The 20,992-nt window shown below is 60.2% G+C and carries 17 protein-coding genes; 3 read left to right on the top strand and 14 right to left on the bottom strand.

Going from position 1 to position 20,992, the window contains the following annotated elements:
• The 10 genes from CKW09_RS14540 to CKW09_RS14585 form a co-directional block, all read right to left on the bottom strand.
• A complete protein-coding gene (locus CKW09_RS14540; protein WP_061794629.1) occupies positions 1–906 on the bottom strand; it encodes a glycosyltransferase family 2 protein in 906 nt (301 codons plus the stop codon).
• A gap of 3 nt (positions 907–909) precedes the next feature.
• Positions 910–1,983 carry a hypothetical protein gene (locus tag CKW09_RS14545; RefSeq protein ID WP_231922055.1) on the bottom strand — a complete coding sequence of 358 codons (1,074 nt, stop codon included), beginning with the start codon at positions 1,981–1,983 and terminating at the stop codon, positions 910–912.
• 87 nt (positions 1,984–2,070) lie between these two features.
• Positions 2,071–2,919, bottom strand: coding sequence for an ATP-grasp fold amidoligase family protein (locus CKW09_RS14550; RefSeq protein ID WP_061794631.1), 849 nt, complete (start codon positions 2,917–2,919; stop codon positions 2,071–2,073).
• Positions 2,900–4,198, bottom strand: a complete 1,299-nt coding sequence (locus tag CKW09_RS14555; protein ID WP_061794632.1) for a flippase — start codon at positions 4,196–4,198, stop codon at positions 2,900–2,902. The genes CKW09_RS14550 and CKW09_RS14555 overlap by 20 nt, the downstream gene beginning before the upstream one ends.
• Positions 4,199–4,202: 4 nt before the next feature.
• Positions 4,203–6,383 carry a polysaccharide biosynthesis tyrosine autokinase gene (locus tag CKW09_RS14560; RefSeq protein ID WP_061794633.1) on the bottom strand — a complete coding sequence of 727 codons (2,181 nt, stop codon included), beginning with the start codon at positions 6,381–6,383 and terminating at the stop codon, positions 4,203–4,205.
• 27 nt (positions 6,384–6,410) lie between these two features.
• A complete protein-coding gene (locus CKW09_RS14565) occupies positions 6,411–7,544 on the bottom strand; it encodes a polysaccharide export protein (RefSeq protein ID WP_095097940.1) in 1,134 nt (377 codons plus the stop codon).
• 45 nt (positions 7,545–7,589) lie between these two features.
• Positions 7,590–8,639 carry a UDP-N-acetylglucosamine--undecaprenyl-phosphate N-acetylglucosaminephosphotransferase gene (gene wecA, locus CKW09_RS14570; RefSeq protein WP_061794635.1) on the bottom strand — a complete coding sequence of 350 codons (1,050 nt, stop codon included), beginning with the start codon at positions 8,637–8,639 and terminating at the stop codon, positions 7,590–7,592.
• 173 nt (positions 8,640–8,812) lie between these two features.
• Complete coding sequence (locus CKW09_RS14575; RefSeq protein WP_061794636.1) at positions 8,813–9,775, bottom strand: NAD-dependent epimerase/dehydratase family protein; 963 nt, start codon at positions 9,773–9,775, stop codon at positions 8,813–8,815.
• Between the two features lie 182 nt (positions 9,776–9,957).
• Positions 9,958–10,857, bottom strand: coding sequence for a transcriptional regulator (locus tag CKW09_RS14580; protein WP_061794767.1), 900 nt, complete (start codon positions 10,855–10,857; stop codon positions 9,958–9,960).
• Between the two features lie 762 nt (positions 10,858–11,619).
• Entirely contained in the window at positions 11,620–13,017 is a 1,398-nt protein-coding gene (locus CKW09_RS14585) for a NarK family nitrate/nitrite MFS transporter (RefSeq protein ID WP_095097943.1), read from the bottom strand.
• A 341-nt stretch (positions 13,018–13,358) separates the two neighbouring features.
• On the opposite strand from CKW09_RS14585, the gene narX reads away from it, so the two are divergent.
• Positions 13,359–15,143, top strand: coding sequence for a nitrate/nitrite two-component system sensor histidine kinase NarX (narX, locus tag CKW09_RS14590; RefSeq protein ID WP_095097946.1), 1,785 nt, complete (start codon positions 13,359–13,361; stop codon positions 15,141–15,143).
• A 10-nt stretch (positions 15,144–15,153) separates the two neighbouring features.
• Entirely contained in the window at positions 15,154–15,804 is a 651-nt protein-coding gene (gene narL, locus CKW09_RS14595; protein ID WP_061794639.1) for a two-component system response regulator NarL, read from the top strand.
• On the opposite strand, the gene CKW09_RS14600 is transcribed toward narL, so the two are convergent.
• Positions 15,801–17,294, bottom strand: a complete 1,494-nt coding sequence (locus tag CKW09_RS14600) for a YchO/YchP family invasin (protein WP_061794640.1) — start codon at positions 17,292–17,294, stop codon at positions 15,801–15,803. The genes narL and CKW09_RS14600 overlap by 4 nt on opposite strands.
• A gap of 268 nt (positions 17,295–17,562) precedes the next feature.
• Complete coding sequence (locus CKW09_RS24570) at positions 17,563–17,766, bottom strand: hypothetical protein (RefSeq protein ID WP_129544432.1); 204 nt, start codon at positions 17,764–17,766, stop codon at positions 17,563–17,565.
• On the opposite strand from CKW09_RS24570, the gene CKW09_RS14605 reads away from it, so the two are divergent.
• Complete coding sequence (locus tag CKW09_RS14605) at positions 17,765–18,415, top strand: prepilin peptidase (RefSeq protein WP_095097949.1); 651 nt, start codon at positions 17,765–17,767, stop codon at positions 18,413–18,415. The genes CKW09_RS24570 and CKW09_RS14605 overlap by 2 nt on opposite strands.
• Here CKW09_RS14605 and CKW09_RS14610 read toward each other — a convergent pair.
• Together CKW09_RS14610 and cobA are read right to left on the bottom strand one after the other, a co-directional pair.
• On the bottom strand, positions 18,412–20,022 hold the full coding sequence (locus tag CKW09_RS14610; protein ID WP_095100164.1) for a hypothetical protein: 1,611 nt from the start codon (positions 20,020–20,022) through the stop codon (positions 18,412–18,414). The genes CKW09_RS14605 and CKW09_RS14610 overlap by 4 nt on opposite strands.
• A gap of 148 nt (positions 20,023–20,170) precedes the next feature.
• Entirely contained in the window at positions 20,171–20,986 is an 816-nt protein-coding gene (gene cobA / locus CKW09_RS14615; RefSeq protein ID WP_095097951.1) for a uroporphyrinogen-III C-methyltransferase, read from the bottom strand.
• Positions 20,987–20,992 lie beyond the last annotated feature (6 nt).

Raw genomic sequence — 20,992 nt, forward strand, 5'->3', positions numbered from 1 at the left:
TCATCTCCTGAATCCCTGGCGCACATTGCGCAGCAGCCGGCCGCCGACCGGGAACAACCCCAACCGCGCCAGGCAATCGCCATACCATTTGATCATCTTGAACTTGCCGCTCAGGCTGTGGCGCACGATGCGCGACGAGTAATAATTGAACGCCTGGGCGTTTTCGGAATACAGCGAGGCCAGCAGGTGCTTGCAGGCGAATCCGCTGATATGGCGATCGCTGGGGCTGAGGAAGGTGTTGATAAAGCGGTCGCTGGCCTCCAGATTGAGCTTCGCCGTCATGCGGCCGTCGCGCCCCACGTCGAGGAACACCCCGCCGCCGGCGTCGTGCGCCACGTGGGCGCCCAAATTGGTGGCGTTGACCAGAAAGCCCCAATCCTGATGCTTGTTGAGAAACTCGGGAAATAAAAAGCGGCGATCGCTTTTTTTACGCATGCTGATGGTGGATGAGCGAATATCGCCCATTTCCAGAAAAAGAAAATCCTCGCCGGAAGAACCGGTTTTATAGTGGAAGTTGAAGTCGCGCACCGAATCGCCGCTCACCTCCGCATAGTTGCCGAAGATAATATCGATATGGCGATCTTCGTGTTTCTTCATGCGGCGAATAATATAGTTGGTGGTGAAGTAATCGTCCGAGTCGAGAAAAAACACGATCTCCGATTGCGCCAATCGGCTGCCGAGATTGCGCGACACCGCCGCATTGCTCTTCTGTTTTTTCTCATGCAGCATCACGTTGCTGTTGGTCGCCGCTATCTGGCGAATATGTTTGATGTCGTCCTCGTCGGAACAATCATCAACCAGAATCACCTGATAATCGAACCCTTGGCAGGCGTTGAAAATCCGCTTCAGGGTTTTAGGCAGGTAGCGCGCACTGTTATAAATAGGAATCACGATCGAGAAATCCATTTCTTACCCCTCCAGTTTCGAATTGATCATTTCTTTTCCACGGCAAAGCAACAATAAAGACACGTTGAATACCGGGACCAGGAAATAGGTTTCCGTAAAAGTTGTCAGCAGGAAAACAGCCACCACCCAGCGCATGAACCGACTCAGCCTGCGCATGTTTCCCAACAGCTGGAAATAACAGGAAAGCATGACGACAGAGGCGATCCCGCCGGCCGAATAAAACATGGCGATGTAAAAGAAGTCGACCGGCTTATAAGGTTCGATGTTCATGCCGAACAGCGGATTGGGCAGCCCCACCGCCTGAAACATCTGCCATGAGAACCAGATGCGCCCGGTCAGCGCCTGGTTCAGCAGTACGTCCAACGCCGGATTGCTCCCCCAACGCATCACGCTGGCGAACTGAAAGCCGAGAATGGCCAACGTCAGCGCGATGCAGACTTTTCTATTGGGGGCGACGCGCAGCAGCGGCGCCAGCCAAAACAGCAGCAGCATCAACAACGCCAGCATGAAACAGGTGCGAGAATAGGAATACATCAGCACCGGCAGAATTAACGCCGACACCGCCAGCGAGGCGATGTTTTTCATGCCGCGCGTTAATTTCGCCAGGTCGATCAGGCACAGCAGCATGGCGAACAGGGCAAAAAAATAATACGCCAGGGTATTCGGGTTATCGAAACCCAGCGTTAATCTGTTGCCGTAACGTTCATCCAGATAAACAAATCCATCGGTGTAAAAGGTATAGGGAATAACCATCAACAGCCCGGCGACCACAAAGGCGATGGCGAACATTTCAGCGCCGCGCGCCATCTCGATGCGGCGAAATAAAATGATCACCGCCGTGCTGAATACCGCGCCAAAAAGATAATCGCCATGCCCGGTAGCGATATTAATCAGAAACAGCAGAACCAAAAATCCCGCCACCGCCTTTTCCGCCAGCGTGGCGATAAAAAAAGCATAGCCGACATAGAGCAACATCAGGCCATTAAGCCCCATCACGGCTTTATTGATCAGATCGCTGTTGAACGATCCCGAGGTCAGGAAGGTTTTCACGAAAAATATCAACAGAAAGGTCAACACTATTGATTGATTGACCAAGTCCCGCGACTGATTATAACCGGCATTGGCATGCGCGTGAAAACTGGAGGCGACTCTCTGCATAAGCGTTTACTCAGTAAAATAACTGCCCCATTCCTGCTCGATGTTTTTCGGCATCAGCTTGCTTAACCCCGCGCCGGGCGTAAACGTCAGCTCGCCGAAATACACCTGCTCGCCGGCCTGGTAGAAATCCACGCGGACATAAGCGAACTGCTGCGCTACCTGGCGAGCCAGACGCGTCATTTCCTCCAGCCGCGTAGGGCGCGGCATCGGTTCGTCGGCATTCGGCAAACCGATGCGGATTTCGGTGCGGTTCCAGTCGATATCGAAAATGTCGCGCCGATGGGTGCCGAAACGCTGGTAATCCACCTGGATGAACATGCGAATTTCATGATTGTCGTTGAAACAATGAAACTTGATGTCGTTCGGCACCTGCTCGCCGTCCAGCAGCATGCGCTCCACCATGATGCAGGGTTCGATGTCCTGATAATGCTTTTCGCGGCTCTGCTCGTAAAAGTTGCTGCGCATCCACGCGCTGCTGAGATCGTACAGCTCCGCGTAGCTGACCTGCCGCTTGTCGAACACCAACCGGTTATAGCCGCTGCCATGGTTGGCCTTCAGCACGAAGGCGTCGGGCAACTGCCTGAAGGTGTCGTAGCTGAGCTCGGTGCCGTGCGCATACAGCTCCACCAGATACTCCTCGCCCCACAGGCCGGCGATGAATTCACGCACCTTGTACTTGTCCGACAGGGTGGTGTAGATGCTGCGCGGGTAAATTTTGCGACGCATGATCTTTTCGCTGAAGCCGGTCGGTTTCGACAGGTGCGGCAGCTTTTTGAAACAGAGCGCGTATTTAACCTGATGGTGCCAGGCATCGGGCAGGCGCTTGGAAATGTTTTTAACCAGGGTGTTTAACATGCTCTCTCCTTAATTTGCTGATAAGACGCGGCAGGCAGTAAAAACAGGTCAGCTGCAGTCGGGTGATTTTTCCGCCGCGGAAAAAACTGTTCAGAACGAAAAACGAAATGAATTCCGCCAGCAGCGTAGACACCGCCGCGCCGATCAGGCCGTAGCGCGGGATCAGCAGCAGATTCATCACCACGTTCGCCAGCGCCACCAGCGGCATCTTGATGGCGATGAAGCGATAACCGGCGAACAGCACGATGCTGCGGTACGAAACCGTCCCCATCACCGAGAACAGCGAGGTCAGCGTACAGACCGCCAGGATGTCGGCGGCCGGTTGAAAAGCGGCGCCATACAGCAGCGCGATGGCCGGGCGAGCGAACCACCACAGGCCCAGCAGCACCGGCAACGACAGGCCCAATACCACCAGATAAAGCAGCCGGATGCGGTACTCCTGCTCCAGCGGATCGCGGCAGCCGGCAATGCCCGGCATCAGCGAGGTGATCAGCGCCATCGGCACAAAAACCCAGCCCTGGCTGAGGGTGGTGGCGGCGCTGAACCAGCCGACCGCCTGTTCGCCGACCAGATTGCCCAGCATGATTTGATCGATGCGGGTATAGATCACTATCGACAGGCTGGAGATGGCCAGCGGCAGCCCCACCTTCAGCAGATAACGGCCATAGCGCCCGGCCTGGCGCGGCGTAACCCGCGGCGAGGCCGCCGCTTCCCCGCGGAATAACCACAGGCGCGCCAGGTAAGGAACGGCGCTGCTGAGGATGTAAGGCACCGCGAACCACACCAGCGGCAGCGCGGCGCTCACCAGCGCCAGCCGCAGCGCGATCGACAGCAGCAGCGCCAGGTTGTTGATCAGCGTATTGCGCTTCGACTGCAGGCGGGCGTCGTAATAAATTTTGTATACGTCCTGAATCGAGAAATAGGCGCTGATCAGCAGCAGCAGCGTCATCAGTTGGGTGGCCGGCGGCTGGCTGAAATGGCTCCACGTCAGCATCGGCAGCGCCGCCACCAGGAACAGCCGACGGCGCAGCCGCATCGAGGCCAGCATCAGGCGAATGCCGCTCGACCGTCGGCGGGCGATGCGGTTGAAGATGACGCTGTCGGCGCCCAGCTGCACCAGCGGCACCAGGATGGCGATCGTCGCCAACAGATAGTTGAGCGCGCCAAACTGCGCGGGGCCCAGATAGCGCGCGACGTAAATGGAGACGAAGATGCCGGACAGGCTGAGCGAGACGCGTTCCAGCATCAGCCACAGGGCATTGGCGATAATGGCCTTCACCCGCTTATTCCCCTGCCTGCGGCAGATCTTCGCGATGGCTTGGATAGGCGAAGTTGTAATAGCTCATGTCGGTCGCCGCCTTCTTCACCACGCCGTTGAGGATCACCCCTTTGACGGCCACGCCGTTTTGCTCGAAGCGACGCAGGCTGGTTTCAATCTGCTTGACGGTGTTCACCTCGAAGCGCACGACCATCAGCGCGGTGCCGACATGGTTGCCGACGATGGCGGCATCGGTCACCGCCAGCACCGGCGGCGTATCGATCAGCACCAGATCGTAGCGTTGCCCGGCCCAATGCAGAAAATCGGCGAAGCGGTGATGCATCAGCAACTCGGAGGGATTCGGCGGCACCCGGCCGCGCGAAACGAAATCCAGGTTGGCGGTCGCGGTTTTCCGCACCGCGTCTTGCGCCGTCACCTTGCCCACCAGCATATCGGACAACCCGTTGCGCGCGTCTGTCGCCAGCCAGCGGTGCAGAAACCCTTTGCGCATGTCGGCGTCAATCAGCAATACCCGCTGCCCCGCCTGGGCGATCACCACCGCCAGATTGGTGCTGGTAAAGCTTTTTCCGCTTTCCGGGCTGGCGCCCGACACCATCAGAATATTATTTTTTGCCTCCAGCATGGCGAAGTGCAGGCTGGTACGCAGGCTGCGGATCGCCTCCACCGACAGATCCGTCGGCTCGGCCAACGCCAGGATCGGCAGGCGCTCCGCCCCGCTTTTCGCCAGCAACTGCTGCTGACCCCGGCTGTGTTTGACCTGCCATGGCGACAGCGGCACGGTGGCGTACACATTGATGCCGCGTTTCTCCAGGGTATCGATATCGTTGATCCCGCGGTGGAATACCGCGCGCAGCAGCGCCACCGAGGCGGACAGCACGGCGCCCAGCATCAGCGCCAACAGCACGATCAGCGCCTTCTGCGGTTTGACCGGCTTGATGGCGGTTTCCGCTTCGTCGATGATGCGCACGTTGCCCACCGCGCCCGCCTTGCTGATGCTCAGCTCCTGCTGCTTGTTCATCAGCTGCATATACACCTGCTGATCCACCTGCACGTCGCGGGTCAGACGCAGGATCTCCTGCTGAGTCTTCGGCAGCGATTGCACCTGCCGCCCCATCCTCGCCTTCTCTTCCTCCAACGTGGCGCGTTTTTCCAGCAGCGCGCGATACGCCGGGTGTTGGCGCGTGTAGAGTTTGGAAATTTCGGCCTCCTTGAACGTCAGCTCATTAAGCTGCGCCTCCAGCTGCACCGAGGTGTCCAGCACCGACTTCGCCTCCAGCGACAGATCCACCGAGTCGTTTTGCTGGCGGAACCGGTTGAGCTGGTTTTCCGCCGAATTCAGCGCGGCCTGGGTGCGCGGCAGCTGTTCCCCGAGGAACGCCAGCGTGCGCTGCGCCTCTTCCGTTTTGCGATCGACGTTCTGCTGCAAATAGTTGTCGGCAATATTCTTCAGCACCGCTTCCGCCTTCTGCGGATCCTCGTTCTCCAGCCGGAAACTCATGATGCCGCTGTCTTTGCCCACCCCGGCGATGCTCAGGCTGTCGCGCAGATCGTCGATGGCCTGCTGACGCGCCACCTTCATCACCCGGAAGCGGGTGCCGGCCGGCGCGTCCAGCGCGCTGACCTTGATGCTCCAGGCGCCCTTGGCCGCCGCCTGCCCGACCACACCCGACAGAACCGGGCTGCCATCGCTGCTCAGGGTAAAATGCCGTTTGTCGTCCAGGGTCAGCCGCAGCGTTTCCCCCAGCATCTCCCCGGGCACCGTCATGGCGGCGATGCTGAGCACCGGCGCGGTCTCGCCGCGCAGACGCGCCAGCCCCTTGCCGACCAACGGCAGAGAGTCCGGCCGGGAGCTGACGGTCAGGTTCATGTCGTCAACGGTTTTTCCCAGCACAAAGCGTGAGTTGGCCAGCACCATTTCATCCTGGGTCGACGCGGACTGGCCCAGCGTCGTGGCCAATGTCTCCTGCAGCAGCGAGGCGCCGGCGGCCGGCTGTTCCACCTGCACCAGCGCGGTGGCCTGATACACCGGGGTCGCCAGCAGCGCGTAGACCGCGCCCAGCGCACCGGCCACGCCGGTGGCCAGGGCGATGCGCCAGCGGCTGTCCCACAGCGGCCCCACCAGGCGTTCCCACTCCAGCTTTTCGTCCTGTTCGGCCATGACGATTGGCAGCGCATTGTTTTTCATCTTATGTTCCTTATTCACCCGGCGGATTTACCAGTTGCGCACGCGCAAGGTTGCCTCACTGAGATCGTTAAAGCTGCTGATGGTCGGCACCAGCTGACCGATCAAACGGTTCCAGCGCGCGATCGGCGCCGCAGTGACGTACACCACGTCGTAAGGCTGCAGTTGGAATTCGGTGCCCATCGCCAGCGCGGTGGCATCGGAGAGGTCGAACTGGTACAGCGTCGCCAGCCGCTGCGGCTGCCTGCCGCCGTTCGGCCGGATCACGAACACGCCGGTAGCGTCGGCGACCGTCTGGCTGATGCCTTCCGAGCTGCCCAGCGCTTCGGTCAGCGTCATGCCGCTGCGGTCCATCTTCAGCGTCGACTGCTTGCCGACCTCGCCCATCACGAACACTTTCAACTCGTCGTTGCGCGGCACGTAGAGGATGTCGCCCGGCTGCAGCAACACGTTCTGGCTGATATCGCCGCGCTGCATCAGCGCCTGCAGCGATATCGGCTGCTCCTTGCCCTGATGCGTCAGCACCACATTGCGCCAGTCGGCGTTTTCCGTCAGGCCGCCGGCGGCGTTGACGGCGTCCAGAATGGTCAGCGGCACGTTGGTTATCGCCTGCTGGCCGGAGGTTTTCACTTCGCCGGTGACATAGGCTTTCTGCGAGCGGAAGGCGGCGATGCTGACGTCGACCTGCGGGCTTTCGACGTACTGCGCCAGCCGACCGGCGATCAGGTTGCGCACCTCGGAGACGGTTTTGCCCACCACCTGCACCCGGCCGATATAGGGGTAAAAGATCGCGCCGTCGGCATGCACCCAGTTGCCGGTGTCGCTGGCGCTGCGGTACTGGCCGGCCGGCGTGGTCAATTCGGGGTGATCCCAGACGGTCACGTTCAGCACGTCGCCGACGCCGATGCGGTATTGATAGCTCTGCAGCCGCTGTTCCAGCGCCGGGTTGGGCAGCGCCACCGGTTCCACCCGGCGCATTTTTTCCAGCAGCATCGGCGTCATGCGGTAGACCTGCACCTGTTCGTTCAGACTGAAGTCGTCGTCCTGCTGGGTGACTGTGGCTTTGCCGCCGGTGGGCAGATGGGTGCCCGGCACCACCGTGCAGCCGCCAAGCAAGGTCGCGGACAGCACCAGCGGCATCAAATGAGGTAAATGAAGATTCATGAAAGTACCGTGAAAAACAGGCCGCCGTTGCGGCCTGTGGGAGGATTAACGATCGGCTGTCGGGTTATCGCCGAAGACCGATGCCTGGCGCGGTTCGTGCAACATGGCGAAGTAGCCGCCAAAACACAGCAGGAACGCGACCAGCAGCAGGCTTTCCTTCAGCTGCAGCACTTCGCTGCAGATGCCGACGCAGGCCAGCGTCACCGCCAGCATGGTGCTCATGCCCAGCGCCTGGCGCGCATTGAGCCCGCGGCGCATCAGAATGTGGTGCAAATGGTCGCGGCCGGCCCTGAACGGGCTCTGGCGGCGCAGCAGGCGGCGCACCATCACCGTCACCATATCCATCAGCGGAATGGCGATCAGCCACAGCGCGGTCACCGGGCGAATGACCGCCTGCTGCCCCTGCGTCGCCAGCAGCAACAGCCACAGTACGGTGAAGCCGATCACCATGCTGCCGGCGTCGCCCATGAAGATTTTGTGGCGCAGGCCGAAGACGCTCATGTTGAACAGCAGGTAGGCGGCCAACGCGGCAATCAGCCCCAGGCACCACAGCGCCAGCTCATCGCGCCCGCCCAACCCGAACAGGATCGCCAGCGCGGCAAAGGTCACGCAGGACAGCGTCCCCAGCTGGCCGTCGATGCCATCGACCATGTTGTAGGCGTTGATCGCGCCCCAAACCGCCAGCGGGGTAACCAGCAGCGCGCTGTAGCCCAGCATCAGCTCCTCGCGCCCCCACAGATAGCCGAACGAAGAAAGCTGCATCCCTGCCGCCAGCATCATCGCCAGCGCAATCCCTCCCTGCACCATGACGCGCGGCGCCACGGGCAGATCAAAACGGTCGTCCAGCACGCCCAGCACCACCAGCGCCGCCACGCACGGCAGGTAAACCGTGCTGTACGGCAGCCACTCCGGCTGCCACAGCGTCATCAGCGTCAAGGTCAGGTAGACCGCGATGCCGCCGACCAGCGGAATATGCCCCTGGTGCCGCTTGCGGGCATTGGGTTTATCCACCAGCCCTACCCTCAGCGCCGCCCGGCGGGCGATTACCACCAGCATCAGCGCCAAAATAAATATCACGCTCAGTTGATATAACATCGTTCCTCCAGCGATTAAGCACGCTACCGCCCTTGAGTTACAGCTCCCAATGCGCTATTAACAAAAACAAAATTGACAGTGCCAGGATATAAGTCAGCATGATTTAATCCCGCAGATGCAGATCCATCCGGTTTTCAATGAAAATTAATTAAGAACGTCAGCGTGTATTCAGGTTATCTATCAGAAAATTCATGTTTAATGGTTTTTTCGATAGCCGAATCAAGCTCGACCGGCGCCACGAAATTATTCTGCACATTGCTTTTAAATTGCGTTCTCGCGCAGAATTTCTGCACCCTGACGCGGCTGATGGGGAATTTTTTGCGACTTATTTTACTCACCACATCCAATGCGGTGGCGCCGCATATTCCGACCACATAAGGAATGCGAATCGTCTTGTTATCTCTGCCAAGCGACGAGGAAATAACGTCCACCAGCTGGTTCATGGTGAAATCGGGTTTATCGACATAGTTGCTGACCTGGTAGCTCGATTGCTGATCCAACGCATATTCCAGCCGCGCCGCAATATTTTCGACGTAGGCCATCGACTTCATATTATTGCCGCTGCCGATCATCACGAAACGGCCGCTGGCGATCTGGCGGAACAGGTTATACACGTTGCCGCGATTGCCTTCGCCGAATACCACCGTCGGGCGAATGATCGTCAGCTTGTTTTCCGCGTCGGCCTTGCGCCAGGCTTCGTAGACGTACTCCGCCTCCAGCTTGGACTTGCCGTAATGATTGAAGGGGTCGAAACGCCCCTCTTCACCGGTTTCCTGCTTGACGAAGCCGTAGACGGCCACCGAGGAGGTGAAAATGATCTGGCGGATATTCAGGGCGGCGGCGGTCATGCAAACATGCCGCGCGCCGTCAACGTTCACCTGATAATAGAGCGAGATGGGATCGACATTATCCTGATGTTCTGCGGCGAGGTTAATCACCGCGTCGCAGCCCGCCAGCGGCTGCTGCAGCGTCTGGGGTTGGGTCACATCGCCAAACTGATAAAGCGCGGGAAAGTGCGCGCTGGGGCGCTTGTCGACGATCACCAGGGTCAGGTCATCGCGCGCACTCAGACGTTTCACCAGGCGTGTGCCGATAAAGCCGGAACCCCCGATAATTGCTACCTTACGTTTGTCCATAATTTGTCACTCAGCCAGGTTTCCCATTATTTCCTGCCGCACCATTGAGGCAGGACGCTAATACGCGTTAGATAATGGGTTCCAGACTGGACAAATCACGCCGGGCTTTCAAATAACAAATAATGAAATAAATTTATTCGGCATTTGTAAAATTATGGCTAAAAATGAAATATCAACGTCCGCTAATTTTTAACATCATAAGCCACTTGATATTGCATGGTTTTATTCGGCAATATGAGATTAATCTGACCCTTACCCCGGGCGGCGGAAGTTTCGTATTTCACCGGGGATTTCAACTGCCCCTGTTTGGGATCGACGCATTCGATGGTCGCCTGGTCCAGGCTCTCGCCCTGATACAGGCAAAGCAGGGTCTGCGGGCTGTTGGTATGGGGATTGTTCAGGGTGAGCGTCAATACCACGCGCGTGTTGTTCTGGATGTCATTGATGATAGGAGGACGGGTCTGATTGCCCAGCACGTATGAAAAATGTGAAATAACCAGCAATGACGCAAACACCGTCAGATATTTCACAACTCTGATGGCCGGCATTGAGAAAAAACGGCGTAGCGCAGCCGTTTTTTTCGCGGAGGCCCCGCGCTTCGCCGTTTTTTCCTGCGCTGCATGAGGAGAAATAATGATTTTCTCTCCCGGCGTATCTATTTCTTCCTTTATTTCTTCAGATTGTTTTTTTGCACTTTCGGAAAGTTCCGCTTGAATATTATCATCGACGCCGACTTGTTCACTCAATATATCATCGTCGATATACTCATCCTCCTCGGATATAAAGTGAAAAATCGCCTTGTTCTCAACCTTATAGCCCAGGCGTGGAATGGTTCTGATAAGCACGTGCTCGGCATCGCCAATTTTTTGACGAATTGATTTAATTGTTTGATTTATAGTTGAATCTGAACAATAGGTCCCTTTCCAGATATTTTCTATAATTTCTGTACGGGTGACCAGTTCGGGGGACCTGGCGACAAGCAACGAAAGTATCTGATACTCCTTCCAGCGCAGACGAAATTTTTCCCCAGAAGGTGTCAGAACATCGAGATTCCTAATCTTTATTCTTTTATCAAGATTCACTTTTAATTTCCTTAGCGTGCCTGTCCTGCACACTTTGTATAGAAATATCAAAAAATGTTCAAGAAATTAAATGTAAACTCAACAGGTTGCATTCATTGGATATTGGCTTTTATAAAACTTTTCTGATTTCATTTTTTACATTCCCTCCCGATCAGGAGGCTCAGTTTATCCTAACGACGTCTTTTCCCTGCTGGCAACATGGGCTCTCTTCGCGATTGCCATTAATTTAAATAAACGATTTCAACAAGTTAGCCTGGTACGCCTGAAAATGTTATTTAGTTGTTAATCGAGTGAAATTGTGAAATTTCATCTTGCACCGCAAAATCATCACGTTTTTCCACCTAATCTGATTGCCAGATAGCCTACAAAAAGCCAGCGAAAACAGAATGAGAGTTATCTGATTTCATCGATTATTCACCGGCGAAGAAAATATCCCTCTTCGGGCGATAATTTATCGAAAATTTGATGAGGTGAAATCATCATTGCATCCACTTTATTGTTCTGCATCGCTTTGTCGCTCTGCCTTATTTTTGTCAGGTTATCGTCAATAAAACGCAAGGACGGATTTAATAATATAATCCTTCCGCGCATTTCCATTGGTACATTGAGAGATACGCCTATAAAAAAAGGAAAAAATAGCATGCGAAAATAAGAATTTTACCTAAATGCAGAAAATTTCACTGAGCGGGGACAAAAGAAAGGACGCTGCGGGGGAAAGACGGGATCCCCTCCCCGGCCGGGGAGGGATGAGGCCAGGGTCGGCTATCGGGCCATTTTCTTCCGGCCGTACACCACCCAGGTGATAGCCACGCACAACAGGTAGAACACCAGGAATATCTTCATCGCCCCCGCCGGCGAACCGGTCAGCGCCAGCGACGTGCCGAAGGCCTGGGGAATGAAGAAACCGCCGGCGGCGCCGATCGCCGAGATGAAGCCCAGCGCCGCCGCGGAATCGGTCACGGCTTCGCGCTGTGCGCTCTCGTCGCTGCCGCCGGCCGCCTTGACGCGGTCCACGGTGATTTTGCGGAAGATAACGGCGATCATCTGGAAGGTGGAGCCGCTACCCAATCCGGCGGTCAGGAACAGCAGCATGAATATGCCGTAGAAAGCGATAAAGGAGCCCGGATGGCCGCCGCCCGGCAAGGTAAAGAACAGCAGCGCGGCGAATACCGCCATCAGCACGAAGTTGATCAGCGTGACCCTAATGCCGCCAAAGCGGTCGGACAACGCGCCGCCCACCGGCCGCGCCAACGCCCCGAGGAAAGGACCGAAGAAGGCGTAGTGCAAAATGACCACGTCCGGAAACTGCGTTTTCGACAGCATGGCAAAACCGGCGGAAAAACCGATGAAGGAACCGAAGGTGGCGAGATACAGCAGGCTCAGCACCCACAGGTGCCCGCGTTTCAACACCGGCAGCTGCTGGCGCAGCGAGGCCTTGGACGCCGCCAAATCGTTCATGCCGAACCAGGCCGCCAGCGTGGCCATCAGCAAAAAAGGCACCCAGATCCAGGCGGCGTTTTCCAGCCACAGCGCGCTGCCGTCTTGCTGGCTCCGCGCCGTGCCGCCAAACAGGCCGAACATGGCGAAAGAGATCGCCAGCGGAGCCACCAGCTGCATGACGCTGACGCCCAGGTTACCCAGCCCGCCGTTTAACCCCAGCGCGCCGCCCTGGCGAGCCTTGGGAAAGAAGAAGCTGATATTGGCCATGCTGGAGGCGAAATTGGCGCCGGCGAAGCCGCACAGCAACGAGATAATCACAAACACGCTGAACGGCGTGCCGCTGTCCTGCACCGCAAACCCCAGCCACAGGCAGGGGACCAGCAGGAAGCAGGTGCTGATGGCGGTCCAGCGGCGGCCGCCGAACAGCGGGATGACGAATGAGTAAGGCACGCGCAGGATCGCGCCCGAGACCGAAGGCAGCGCAGTCAGCAAGAACAGCTGATCGGTGCTGAAGTTGAAACCGACCTTGTTCAGATTGACCGCCACCGCGCTGAACAACATCCAGACGCAGAAGGCCAATAGCAGGCAGGGAATGGAGATCCACAGGTTGCGGGTGGCGATGCGCTGACCGCGCTCCTGCCAAAAAGCGCCGTCTTCAGGACGCCAGTCCTGGATCAGCGCGCCGGTTTTTTTCGATGATGGCGTTGCAAATTGCGACATAAAAACCTCAGACACGGGGAATCACTCCGCACACCCTAGGGGGCGCCCCCGGTGGCAAAGTTGATGTATATCAACGCAGGTGCAAGTAGTCGGCGGCGGGAAAACGTCCCTCATCCCTTTGTGAGTACCGCACAGCAAAGAAATAAACAATCAAATATCAATCAATTGAACACGCATCCCGCGCCGGCGCCCGACAGACTCGCGCCAAACGGAAACTAGTGGGTACTTCGTTCGAGGTATGTGGTTATGCTCAGGGATAATGAAGAATATGGCTGAATCGTTACTACTTTAGCGCCTCCGCCGTCTACCGCGGCCGTGCGCGCCATGGAGACCCTCGCCCTATGAAACGCCTGTTGGCTCCCCTTTCGCTGGTGAACCAGGTCGCCCTGTTGATGCTGCTGCTGGGCATTCTGGGGGTGGCCGGCATGGGGATCTCCGCGTGGATGTCGCAAAGCATCCAGGGCAACGCGCACGCCATCAACAAGGCCGGCTCGCTGCGCATGCAGAGCTATCGCCTGCTGGCGCAGGTGCCGCTGGATGCGCGCCACGAGGCGTTGATTCAGGAGCTGGAGCGCGATGAAAACAGCCCGGACCTGCGGCGTTCGGTGGAGCAGGAAGGTCTGGCGATACCCTTCGGCGCCCTGCGCGACTACTGGAGACAGGGTCTGCAGCCCGCGCTGCGCGCCGCCCAGCGCCCTGCCGACGCCGCGGGGCAGGCCGCGCATTTTGTCCGGCTGGTGGACAAGCTGGTGTCGGATATCGACCGGCAGACCGAACGACGGCTGCTGATGGTTACCCTGGTGCAGGCGGGATTTATCGCCCTGACGCTGCTGCTGTTGATCGGCACCACCTGCTACCTGCGCCGCCGGCTGCTGCACCCCTGGCGCCAGCTGGTCGACATGGCGCTGGCGGTCGGCCGCGGCGACTTCAGCCGCCGCTTTGCCCAGCGCGGCCATCAGGATGAAATGGCTTCGCTCGGCGGCGCGCTGAACACCATGTCCGACGAACTGTCCGCCACCTACAGCGGGCTGGAGCAGCGGGTGGCGGAAAAAACCGCCGATCTGCAGCAAAAAAACCAGGTGTTGAGCTTCCTGTATCGCGCCAGCCGCCAACTGCACGCCAGTGAGCCCTTGTGCAGCCGGCTGACGCCGATACTCAATCAGCTGCAGACGCTGACGCCGCTGCGCGCCATTCAGGTGCGGCTGTACGAAAACGACAGCCGGGAACCGCTGCTGCAGCTGAGCGGCAACCAGCCGCTGCGGCCGGAACACTGCCACAATCCGGTATGCAGCGCCTGCCTGAACGACAGCGACCGCCAGCACGCCGACAATCCCTCGCTGAGCTGGAGCCTGAGCGACAAGCTGGGCGACTACGGGGTGATCGTCGCGCAGCATGCGCCGCGGCAGCCGCTGAACGACGACCATCGCCAGCTGATCAATACGCTGGTCGAACAGTTGACCAGCGTACTGGCGATAGAGCGCCAGGTGGATCACCAGCAGCAGCTGATGCTGATGGAAGAACGGGCGGCGATCGCGCGCGAGCTGCACGACTCCATCGCCCAGTCGCTGTCCTGCCTGAAAATGCAGACGGCCTGCCTGCAAATGCAGGGCAAGGAGCTTTCCGCCGACAGCCAGGCGCTGGTGCGGCAGATGCGCGAAGAGCTGAACGGCGCTTATCGCCAGCTGCGCGAACTGCTGACCACCTTCCGCCTGCGCCTGACCGAGCCCGGCCTGCTGGCGGCGCTGCAGTCTACGGTGACCGAGTTCACCCCCAGACTGGGCCTGACGATTACGCTCGACTATCAGCTGGGGCCGCGCACGGTGCCCGCTTACCAGGCGATCCATCTGCTGCAGATCGCCCGCGAGGCGCTGAGCAATATCCATAAGCACGCCGCGGCCAGCCAGGTGAGCATCCAGGTGCTCAACAAGCGGGGCGAAGTGAGCCTGAGCGTCTGCGATAACGGCCGCGGCCTGCCGGCCGACACGACGCGGCCCGATCATTACGGGCTGATCATCATGCGCGACCGCGCCAAAAGCCTGCACGGCCGCTGCGAGATTTTACCGCGCAGCGGCGGCGGCACCGAGGTGCGGGTGACCTTCAAGCCCGACAACCCTGCCATCGATTAACGGAGATCCCATGACCACTGAAACCGCCGCCACCATTTTGTTGATCGACGACCATCCGATGCTGCGCAACGGCGTCAAGCAGCTGATCGGCATGGACGCGCGCCTGCAGGTCATCGCCGAAGCCAGCAATGGCGAACAGGGCGTAACGCTGGCGGAGCAGCAGGATCCGGACCTGATCCTGCTCGATCTGAACATGCCGGGCATCAACGGCCTGGAAACCCTCGACCGCCTGCGCCAGACGGACCTTTCGGGGCGTATCGTGGTGTTCAGCGTCTCCAATCACGAGGATGACGTGGTCAGCGCGCTGAAGCGCGGCGCCGACGGTTATCTGCTGAAAGACATGGAGCCGGAAGAACTGCTGAAGGCGCTGCATCAGGCGGCGGCCGGGCAAATGGTGCTCAGCGAGGCGCTGACGCCGATCCTGGCCGCCAGCCTGCGGGAAAATCGCCCCAGCGCCGACCGCGACATTCAGCAGCTGACGCCGCGCGAACGCGATATCCTCAAGCTGATCGCGCAGGGCCTGCCGAACAAGCTGATCGCCCGTCGCCTGACCATCACCGAGAGCACCGTCAAGGTACACGTCAAACACCTGCTGAAAAAAATGAAGCTTAAGTCGCGCGTTGAGGCCGCCGTCTGGGTGCTGCAGGGCAAAAACGGTTAGCCGCCCCCCAGCGGCCCGGTCTGGGCCGGGATCACCGGCGGCGTGAGGGTTTTCACCGGCGGCGCGGCTTCATCGCCGGAAGACAACGTCAGCGGCGGCGTCACCTTGAGATCGATCCAGTTGGACGTTACGCGCTGCTGCTTGTCATCCTCCAGCGTGACCGACAGGCGGTAACTGTTGGCCGCCCCCGGACTGTCGTCCCATTTGGGCACGATCAGGGTCCAGCCGTGCGGATCGTTGGCGTTGCGCGACGGCGTCAGGCTCAGCGCCTGGGTATCGCCCTGCCAGCTGACGCGGGTGATGTTGTTCACCGCCTTGATCTCCAGCACCAACGGCAGCGTTTCCCCCTGCTGCAGACTCCACGGCGGCGTAGCCAGAAACACCTGCAGCGTTTTACGCTGGCGGAACTCCAGCACCGGCACGTTTTTCCGCTCGATATTGTCGTAGCGGCTGCCGCGCAGCGATTTGGCCTGCGCCACGTACTCCGGAGAAATCTGTTTGACCAGCGGTACGCCAAGCCGGTAGCTCAGCGCCAGCTCCACCTGATCCTGGCTCTGGCCGCCCTCGCCAATCTTGTGCAGCGCCTTCACCGTCACCAGCGGCACCGGGGTATAGTTCAGCCCCAGCTGCATGGCGCGCGGATCGTTTTGTTTTTTGCCGCTGCCGAACAGGTCGACGTTATCCCCGAGGTACTGTTCGTAGCTGAGTGAACCGCCGATATGGCGGTAAAACGGCAGGTAGCCCTGCGTGGTGATGTCGTAACCGCGCGCCGGGCGGCTGAAGAACACCGCGTCGTTCGGCTGCTGCGCCAGTGCCGACAGCGGATAGTAGTAGTTGGCGGAAAGGCGCAGGTAGTCTCCCCAGGCCTCTGCGCCGACGCTGGCGCGGTTGCGCTGCCGGGCGAAGTCGCTGTCGAGCACCGTGTTGTAGCCCAGCAGCCAGTCGCCGGTGATCCAGCGTTGCCCCAGGCCGAAGTTGCCCAACGAGCCTTCGCTCTGCTGCAGCAAACCGACCTGGCTGTAGGTCAGCAGGCCGTTGACGTCATACAGCGGGCTGAACAGCTGCCCGGTGCTGCCGGTAAAATCGCCCTCGTTGTTCACCTTCAGCGCCAGCGTCGCCGTCCCCAATGGCGACAGCAGCTCCTGCGCCTGCTGCTGCAGCGCGCCGGTCGCCTGCCCGAGCACGTAGTTTTCGGCGCGGGTGCGCACCTGCTGGCCGGACACATTGTTCAGATCGCGTTCGCCCAGCTGTTTGGCCATGGTGGCCCATTCTTTCTCGCGTTCGGCGTCGTCCGGGGCGCCGCCCAGTTCAGGCAGGTCGGCGCCGCCGTGGCGGGTGACGGAGTCCGGCGCCGGCGGAGACTCGGCGCGGGCGGGCAGCGCGCCGCCCAGCCAGAGGAACGGCCAGGCCAGCAACGCCGCCGGCAGGCGATGGAGCCAAAAAGTCTTGCTGCTTGCGTTGTTGCGCACTGCTTGAATAACGTCAGTCATCACACCGTCGCCGCGCTCCCGTCCTCAGAGCCCGGCGAATCAACCTGTTTTGCTGCGGCCACTCCCGGCCACAGACAGCCAAACCTTCGCACACTATAGCACAGCGGGCGGCTGGCCCTGCCGGCGCGGCCACTGGCCAAGCATGCGTCATTATCCCCACAGGGTAGCGGCTTTATGATGAGAAACAATCGGATAAACCCCAATCTTTCACAGTGACGCCGTCACAAATAAGCCTTGTTATGACCCGCCGCCGCATGGCGAAGTGAATTCACCGGATTTCATCGCCGATTTTGCCGGAAAAACAGCCGCGCAAACGCGGCGCCATGCGCAAGCGCCTGAGACGTCCGGCCGTGCGCGACATGGCGATGCGCGCCCCGGCGCAGCCTGAACCACCGATTGGCGACGCCCCTGATGAAATGAAATTTTTGCCGCTATTTTGAACGCATGTTTTATTTGATTGCGGAAATGTCATGTCCACCTACCTGCCAGCGGCGTTGTCGATCGTCGCTCTGTGGCCGGCCGCGGCGATTGCCGCCTGGCTGATCGCCGAATTCGCCCCGGCGGGAAACGCCCCCGCATCGCCGCCGAGGACAGTGGGACAGGTGATGCTGACGGCGACCGCCGCCGGGTTGGCTACCCTGCCTTGCGACCTGACCCTGCAGCAGCGATTATGGCTGCTGCCGGCGGCGACGCTGCTTATCGCGCTGGCGCTGATCGACTGGCGGCACCAGCGGCTGCCGGACCGGCTGACCCAGCCGCTGCTGTGGGCAGGGCTGCTGTGCAACCTGAATCAGGAATGGGTACCGCTGTCTGATGCGTTACTCGGCGCCGTGGCCGGCTATTTGTCGCTGTGGCTGCTCGATGCGCTCTATCGCCGAGCGCGGCGCCGGGCCGGCATCGGCCAGGGCGATTTCAAGCTGCTGGCGGCGCTGGGCGCCTGGGTCGGCTGGGGCGCCTTGCCGCTGCTGGTGAGCGTCGCGGCGGCGGCGGGGCTGTGCGTCACGCTGGCGCGCAGCCCTCCGGGCAAGATGGCCTGGCGCACGCCGCTGCCCTTTGGCGTTTATCTCGCCGCCGCCGGCTGGCTGACGCTGCTGCTGAACGCCGGGGCCCATTACGCCTAGCTTTTCAACGCGCCAATCAGGCGATTAAGCAACCCCGCGACCTCGGCGGCGGTGGCGGATGCCGGGTTGACCAGCGGTTGCACCGCCGTCAGCTTGGTCGCCGACAGCATTTCATCGTTGCGGATTTCCAGCGCGTCGGCGGGAGGGGTGCCCCGCGCCGCGCCGTCCGGCCGCCAACAGCTGCCGCGCGAGGTCTGCACCTGATAGCTGCCGACGCCGAAATCCTGCTCAACGCGGTAATAAATTTCGCAGCTCAGCGGCCCGGTGCGGCGCAGGCTGAAGGCCCCCTGCGCGCTATGGCTGCCCTTATTGGCGACGAAGGCGGTCGCCTGCGAGGAAAGATCGAAGGTGATGTACAGATCGCAGGCCAGCACCCGCGGGCCAACGCTTTGCTGCAGCGTGATGCGCGTGGTCGGTTGCCGGTCAGGGGCGGTCAGGGTGCCGAGAAAGGCCCAGAACGCCCGCCGCGCGGTATTGCGCGGCAAATGATGGCTGGTGGCGCCGGGCGCAATGCCCCGCGCGCCCTGGCTGCCCGTCACGTCGACGCCGCTCAGGAAAGAGGTGGCGTCCACCCTGCTCTTGCCGGTCAGCGGCGCGCCGCCGTGATGCAGATTGCTGAACCTCACTTCGGTATTGTTGCTGCAGACGGCGATCGCCGCTGCGCCGCCGGCGTAGAGGTTCAATTGGCCGATATCCCAACGCGATTCGTTAATAAAGCGACAGAGCACAGCGCTGCCTTCAACGTTATGCGCATCCTGAATATTGATGCTGCCGATCGAGCCCTGGGCAAAATGGGTGGACAACAGGCTGACGTCGGCGCCGCGTTTCACCTGCCGGTTCTCGCAGCTCAGCGAATTGACGGTGCCGTTAAAATCCTTGAAACAGTAGATGTCGCCGCTGCAATCCTCCGCCGCCAACGATCCCAGGGTGGAATAAAACCCGGAAATCATATAGGCCTTCCCTTTGGCGCGGGCGGCATGCAGGCCATCGATAAAATTGGTGGTGCCGGACTTGTCCATCCACAGCACCCCGTCCCCCGGGCGATGGGCATCGACCGCCATCTGCACGTTCACCAGCCAGTTGATGAACATGTCGCCCGAAACGAACAGCGAGTATCCGCCAACCTGGGTGTAAATATCGCGGATATCGCACTTGGTCATGTTGCGATCGCTGAACCACACGCCATGGCCGTCGGCGCCGGCGCTGTCGTCCCTCAGCGTCAGGCCGTGCAGCGTCAGGTTGGCGAAGCCCTTCACCACGATCACCGCTTTCTTCGTTTCGCCCTGTTCATTGGTGTAGTCGTTATCCGCCGTTTTGACGATTTGCGTCGCCCGGCCCAGCCCGACCACCCGCAGCCCCATGCCGCCGTAAATATCCGTGGTGGTTTGGATAATCACCTGTCCGGCCACCCGGTATACCCGCTTGCCGAGCGACAGGGTACCGCCGGCCCGCAGCGCCGCCGCGGCCGCCTTATTGATCGCCGGCGCCCAGTCGTCGCCGTCGCCGTCGCCGTCCCGATAGTATTGTTCCGGCGTGACCACTTCCCCGGTGCTCGTCAGGTCCGCCGCCAAAGAGCGCGTGGTTGAACTGGTTCCATTGTTCGCCATATCTTCCTCCCGTTTCACTGCGGTCGATGCCGTTTGTGACGCTGAAAATACCGCCGTTTAGCCAGGAAGTTATGAAATTTCATCTTATTTCACTCTGACACAGCGTTAACAATCGCCGGGCCGTGGTGATGGCGGCGCGCCGGGGCCTTCACACCGCCAGCGCGGCGGCCGGGCGCTCGGCGGCTGCCGGCGCGGGCTGATACAACCCGACCACCGCGCCAATCACCAGTAAGCTGGGCGATACCGGCCGCTGCCGGGCGATAAGCCCTGACAGATCGGCCAGCGTACCGATCAGAACCCGCTGCCGCGCCCGGGTGCCGCGCTCGATGATCGCCAGCGGCGTACTGCCCGCCATACCATGCCGCATCAGCTGGGCGGCGATGGCGTCGCTCTGCGCCAGCCCCATATAAAACACCAATGTCTGCCCTTCGCTGACCAGCGTGCGCCAATCCGGCGGCGCGCCGCCGTCGCGACAGTGGCCGGTAACGAACCGCACCGACTGCGCAAAATCCCGGTGGGTCAGCGGGATGCCGCTCGCCGCCGCGCAACCGCTGGCGGCGGTAATGCCGGGCACGATATGGCAGGCGACGCCCTGCCGCCGCAGCGCAACCATCTCCTCGCCGCCGCGACCGAAGATAAAAGGGTCGCCCCCCTTCAGCCGCACCACCCGGTTGCCGGCGGAGGCCAACTCCACCAGCAAACGTTCGATCTCCGGCTGCGACAAGGTGTGACGATGCATTGATTTGCCCACGTCGATGCGCAGCGCCTCAGCCGGCAGCAACGCCATCACCTCCGCCGACACCAGCCGGTCGAACACCACCACGTCCGCCTGCCGCATCACCCGCAGCGCCTTCAGCGTCAGCAGTTCGGCGTCCCCCGGCCCGGCGCCGACCAGCCAGACTTCCCCGTTTTTCACCGGCTGACGCCGTTCGCCCGCCTCGCTCAGTTGATCTATCGCGTTCATCGTTGT

Origin of the sequence: Serratia ficaria (assembly GCF_900187015.1) — a bacterium.
GTDB lineage: Bacteria > Pseudomonadota > Gammaproteobacteria > Enterobacterales > Enterobacteriaceae > Serratia > Serratia ficaria.

Excerpts from the sequence above, each read along its gene's own strand:
- CKW09_RS14540 (WP_061794629.1), bottom strand. The coding sequence starts at position 906 with ATGGATTTCTCGATCGTGATTCCTATTTATAACAGTGCGCGCTACCTG.
- CKW09_RS14550 (WP_061794631.1), bottom strand. The coding sequence starts at position 2,919 with ATGTTAAACACCCTGGTTAAAAACATTTCCAAGCGCCTGCCCGATGCC.
- CKW09_RS14560 (WP_061794633.1), bottom strand. The coding sequence starts at position 6,383 with ATGAAAAACAATGCGCTGCCAATCGTCATGGCCGAACAGGACGAAAAG.
- CKW09_RS14565 (WP_095097940.1), bottom strand. The coding sequence starts at position 7,544 with ATGAATCTTCATTTACCTCATTTGATGCCGCTGGTGCTGTCCGCGACC.
- wecA (WP_061794635.1), bottom strand. The coding sequence starts at position 8,639 with ATGTTATATCAACTGAGCGTGATATTTATTTTGGCGCTGATGCTGGTG.
- CKW09_RS14575 (WP_061794636.1), bottom strand. The coding sequence starts at position 9,775 with ATGGACAAACGTAAGGTAGCAATTATCGGGGGTTCCGGCTTTATCGGC.
- CKW09_RS14585 (WP_095097943.1), bottom strand. The coding sequence starts at position 13,017 with ATGTCGCAATTTGCAACGCCATCATCGAAAAAAACCGGCGCGCTGATC.
- narX (WP_095097946.1), top strand. The coding sequence starts at position 13,359 with ATGAAACGCCTGTTGGCTCCCCTTTCGCTGGTGAACCAGGTCGCCCTG.
- narL (WP_061794639.1), top strand. The coding sequence starts at position 15,154 with ATGACCACTGAAACCGCCGCCACCATTTTGTTGATCGACGACCATCCG.
- CKW09_RS14600 (WP_061794640.1), bottom strand. The coding sequence starts at position 17,294 with ATGACTGACGTTATTCAAGCAGTGCGCAACAACGCAAGCAGCAAGACT.
- CKW09_RS14605 (WP_095097949.1), top strand. The coding sequence starts at position 17,765 with ATGTCCACCTACCTGCCAGCGGCGTTGTCGATCGTCGCTCTGTGGCCG.
- CKW09_RS24570 (WP_129544432.1), bottom strand. The coding sequence starts at position 17,766 with ATGACATTTCCGCAATCAAATAAAACATGCGTTCAAAATAGCGGCAAA.
- CKW09_RS14610 (WP_095100164.1), bottom strand. The coding sequence starts at position 20,022 with ATGGCGAACAATGGAACCAGTTCAACCACGCGCTCTTTGGCGGCGGAC.
- cobA (WP_095097951.1), bottom strand. The coding sequence starts at position 20,986 with ATGAACGCGATAGATCAACTGAGCGAGGCGGGCGAACGGCGTCAGCCG.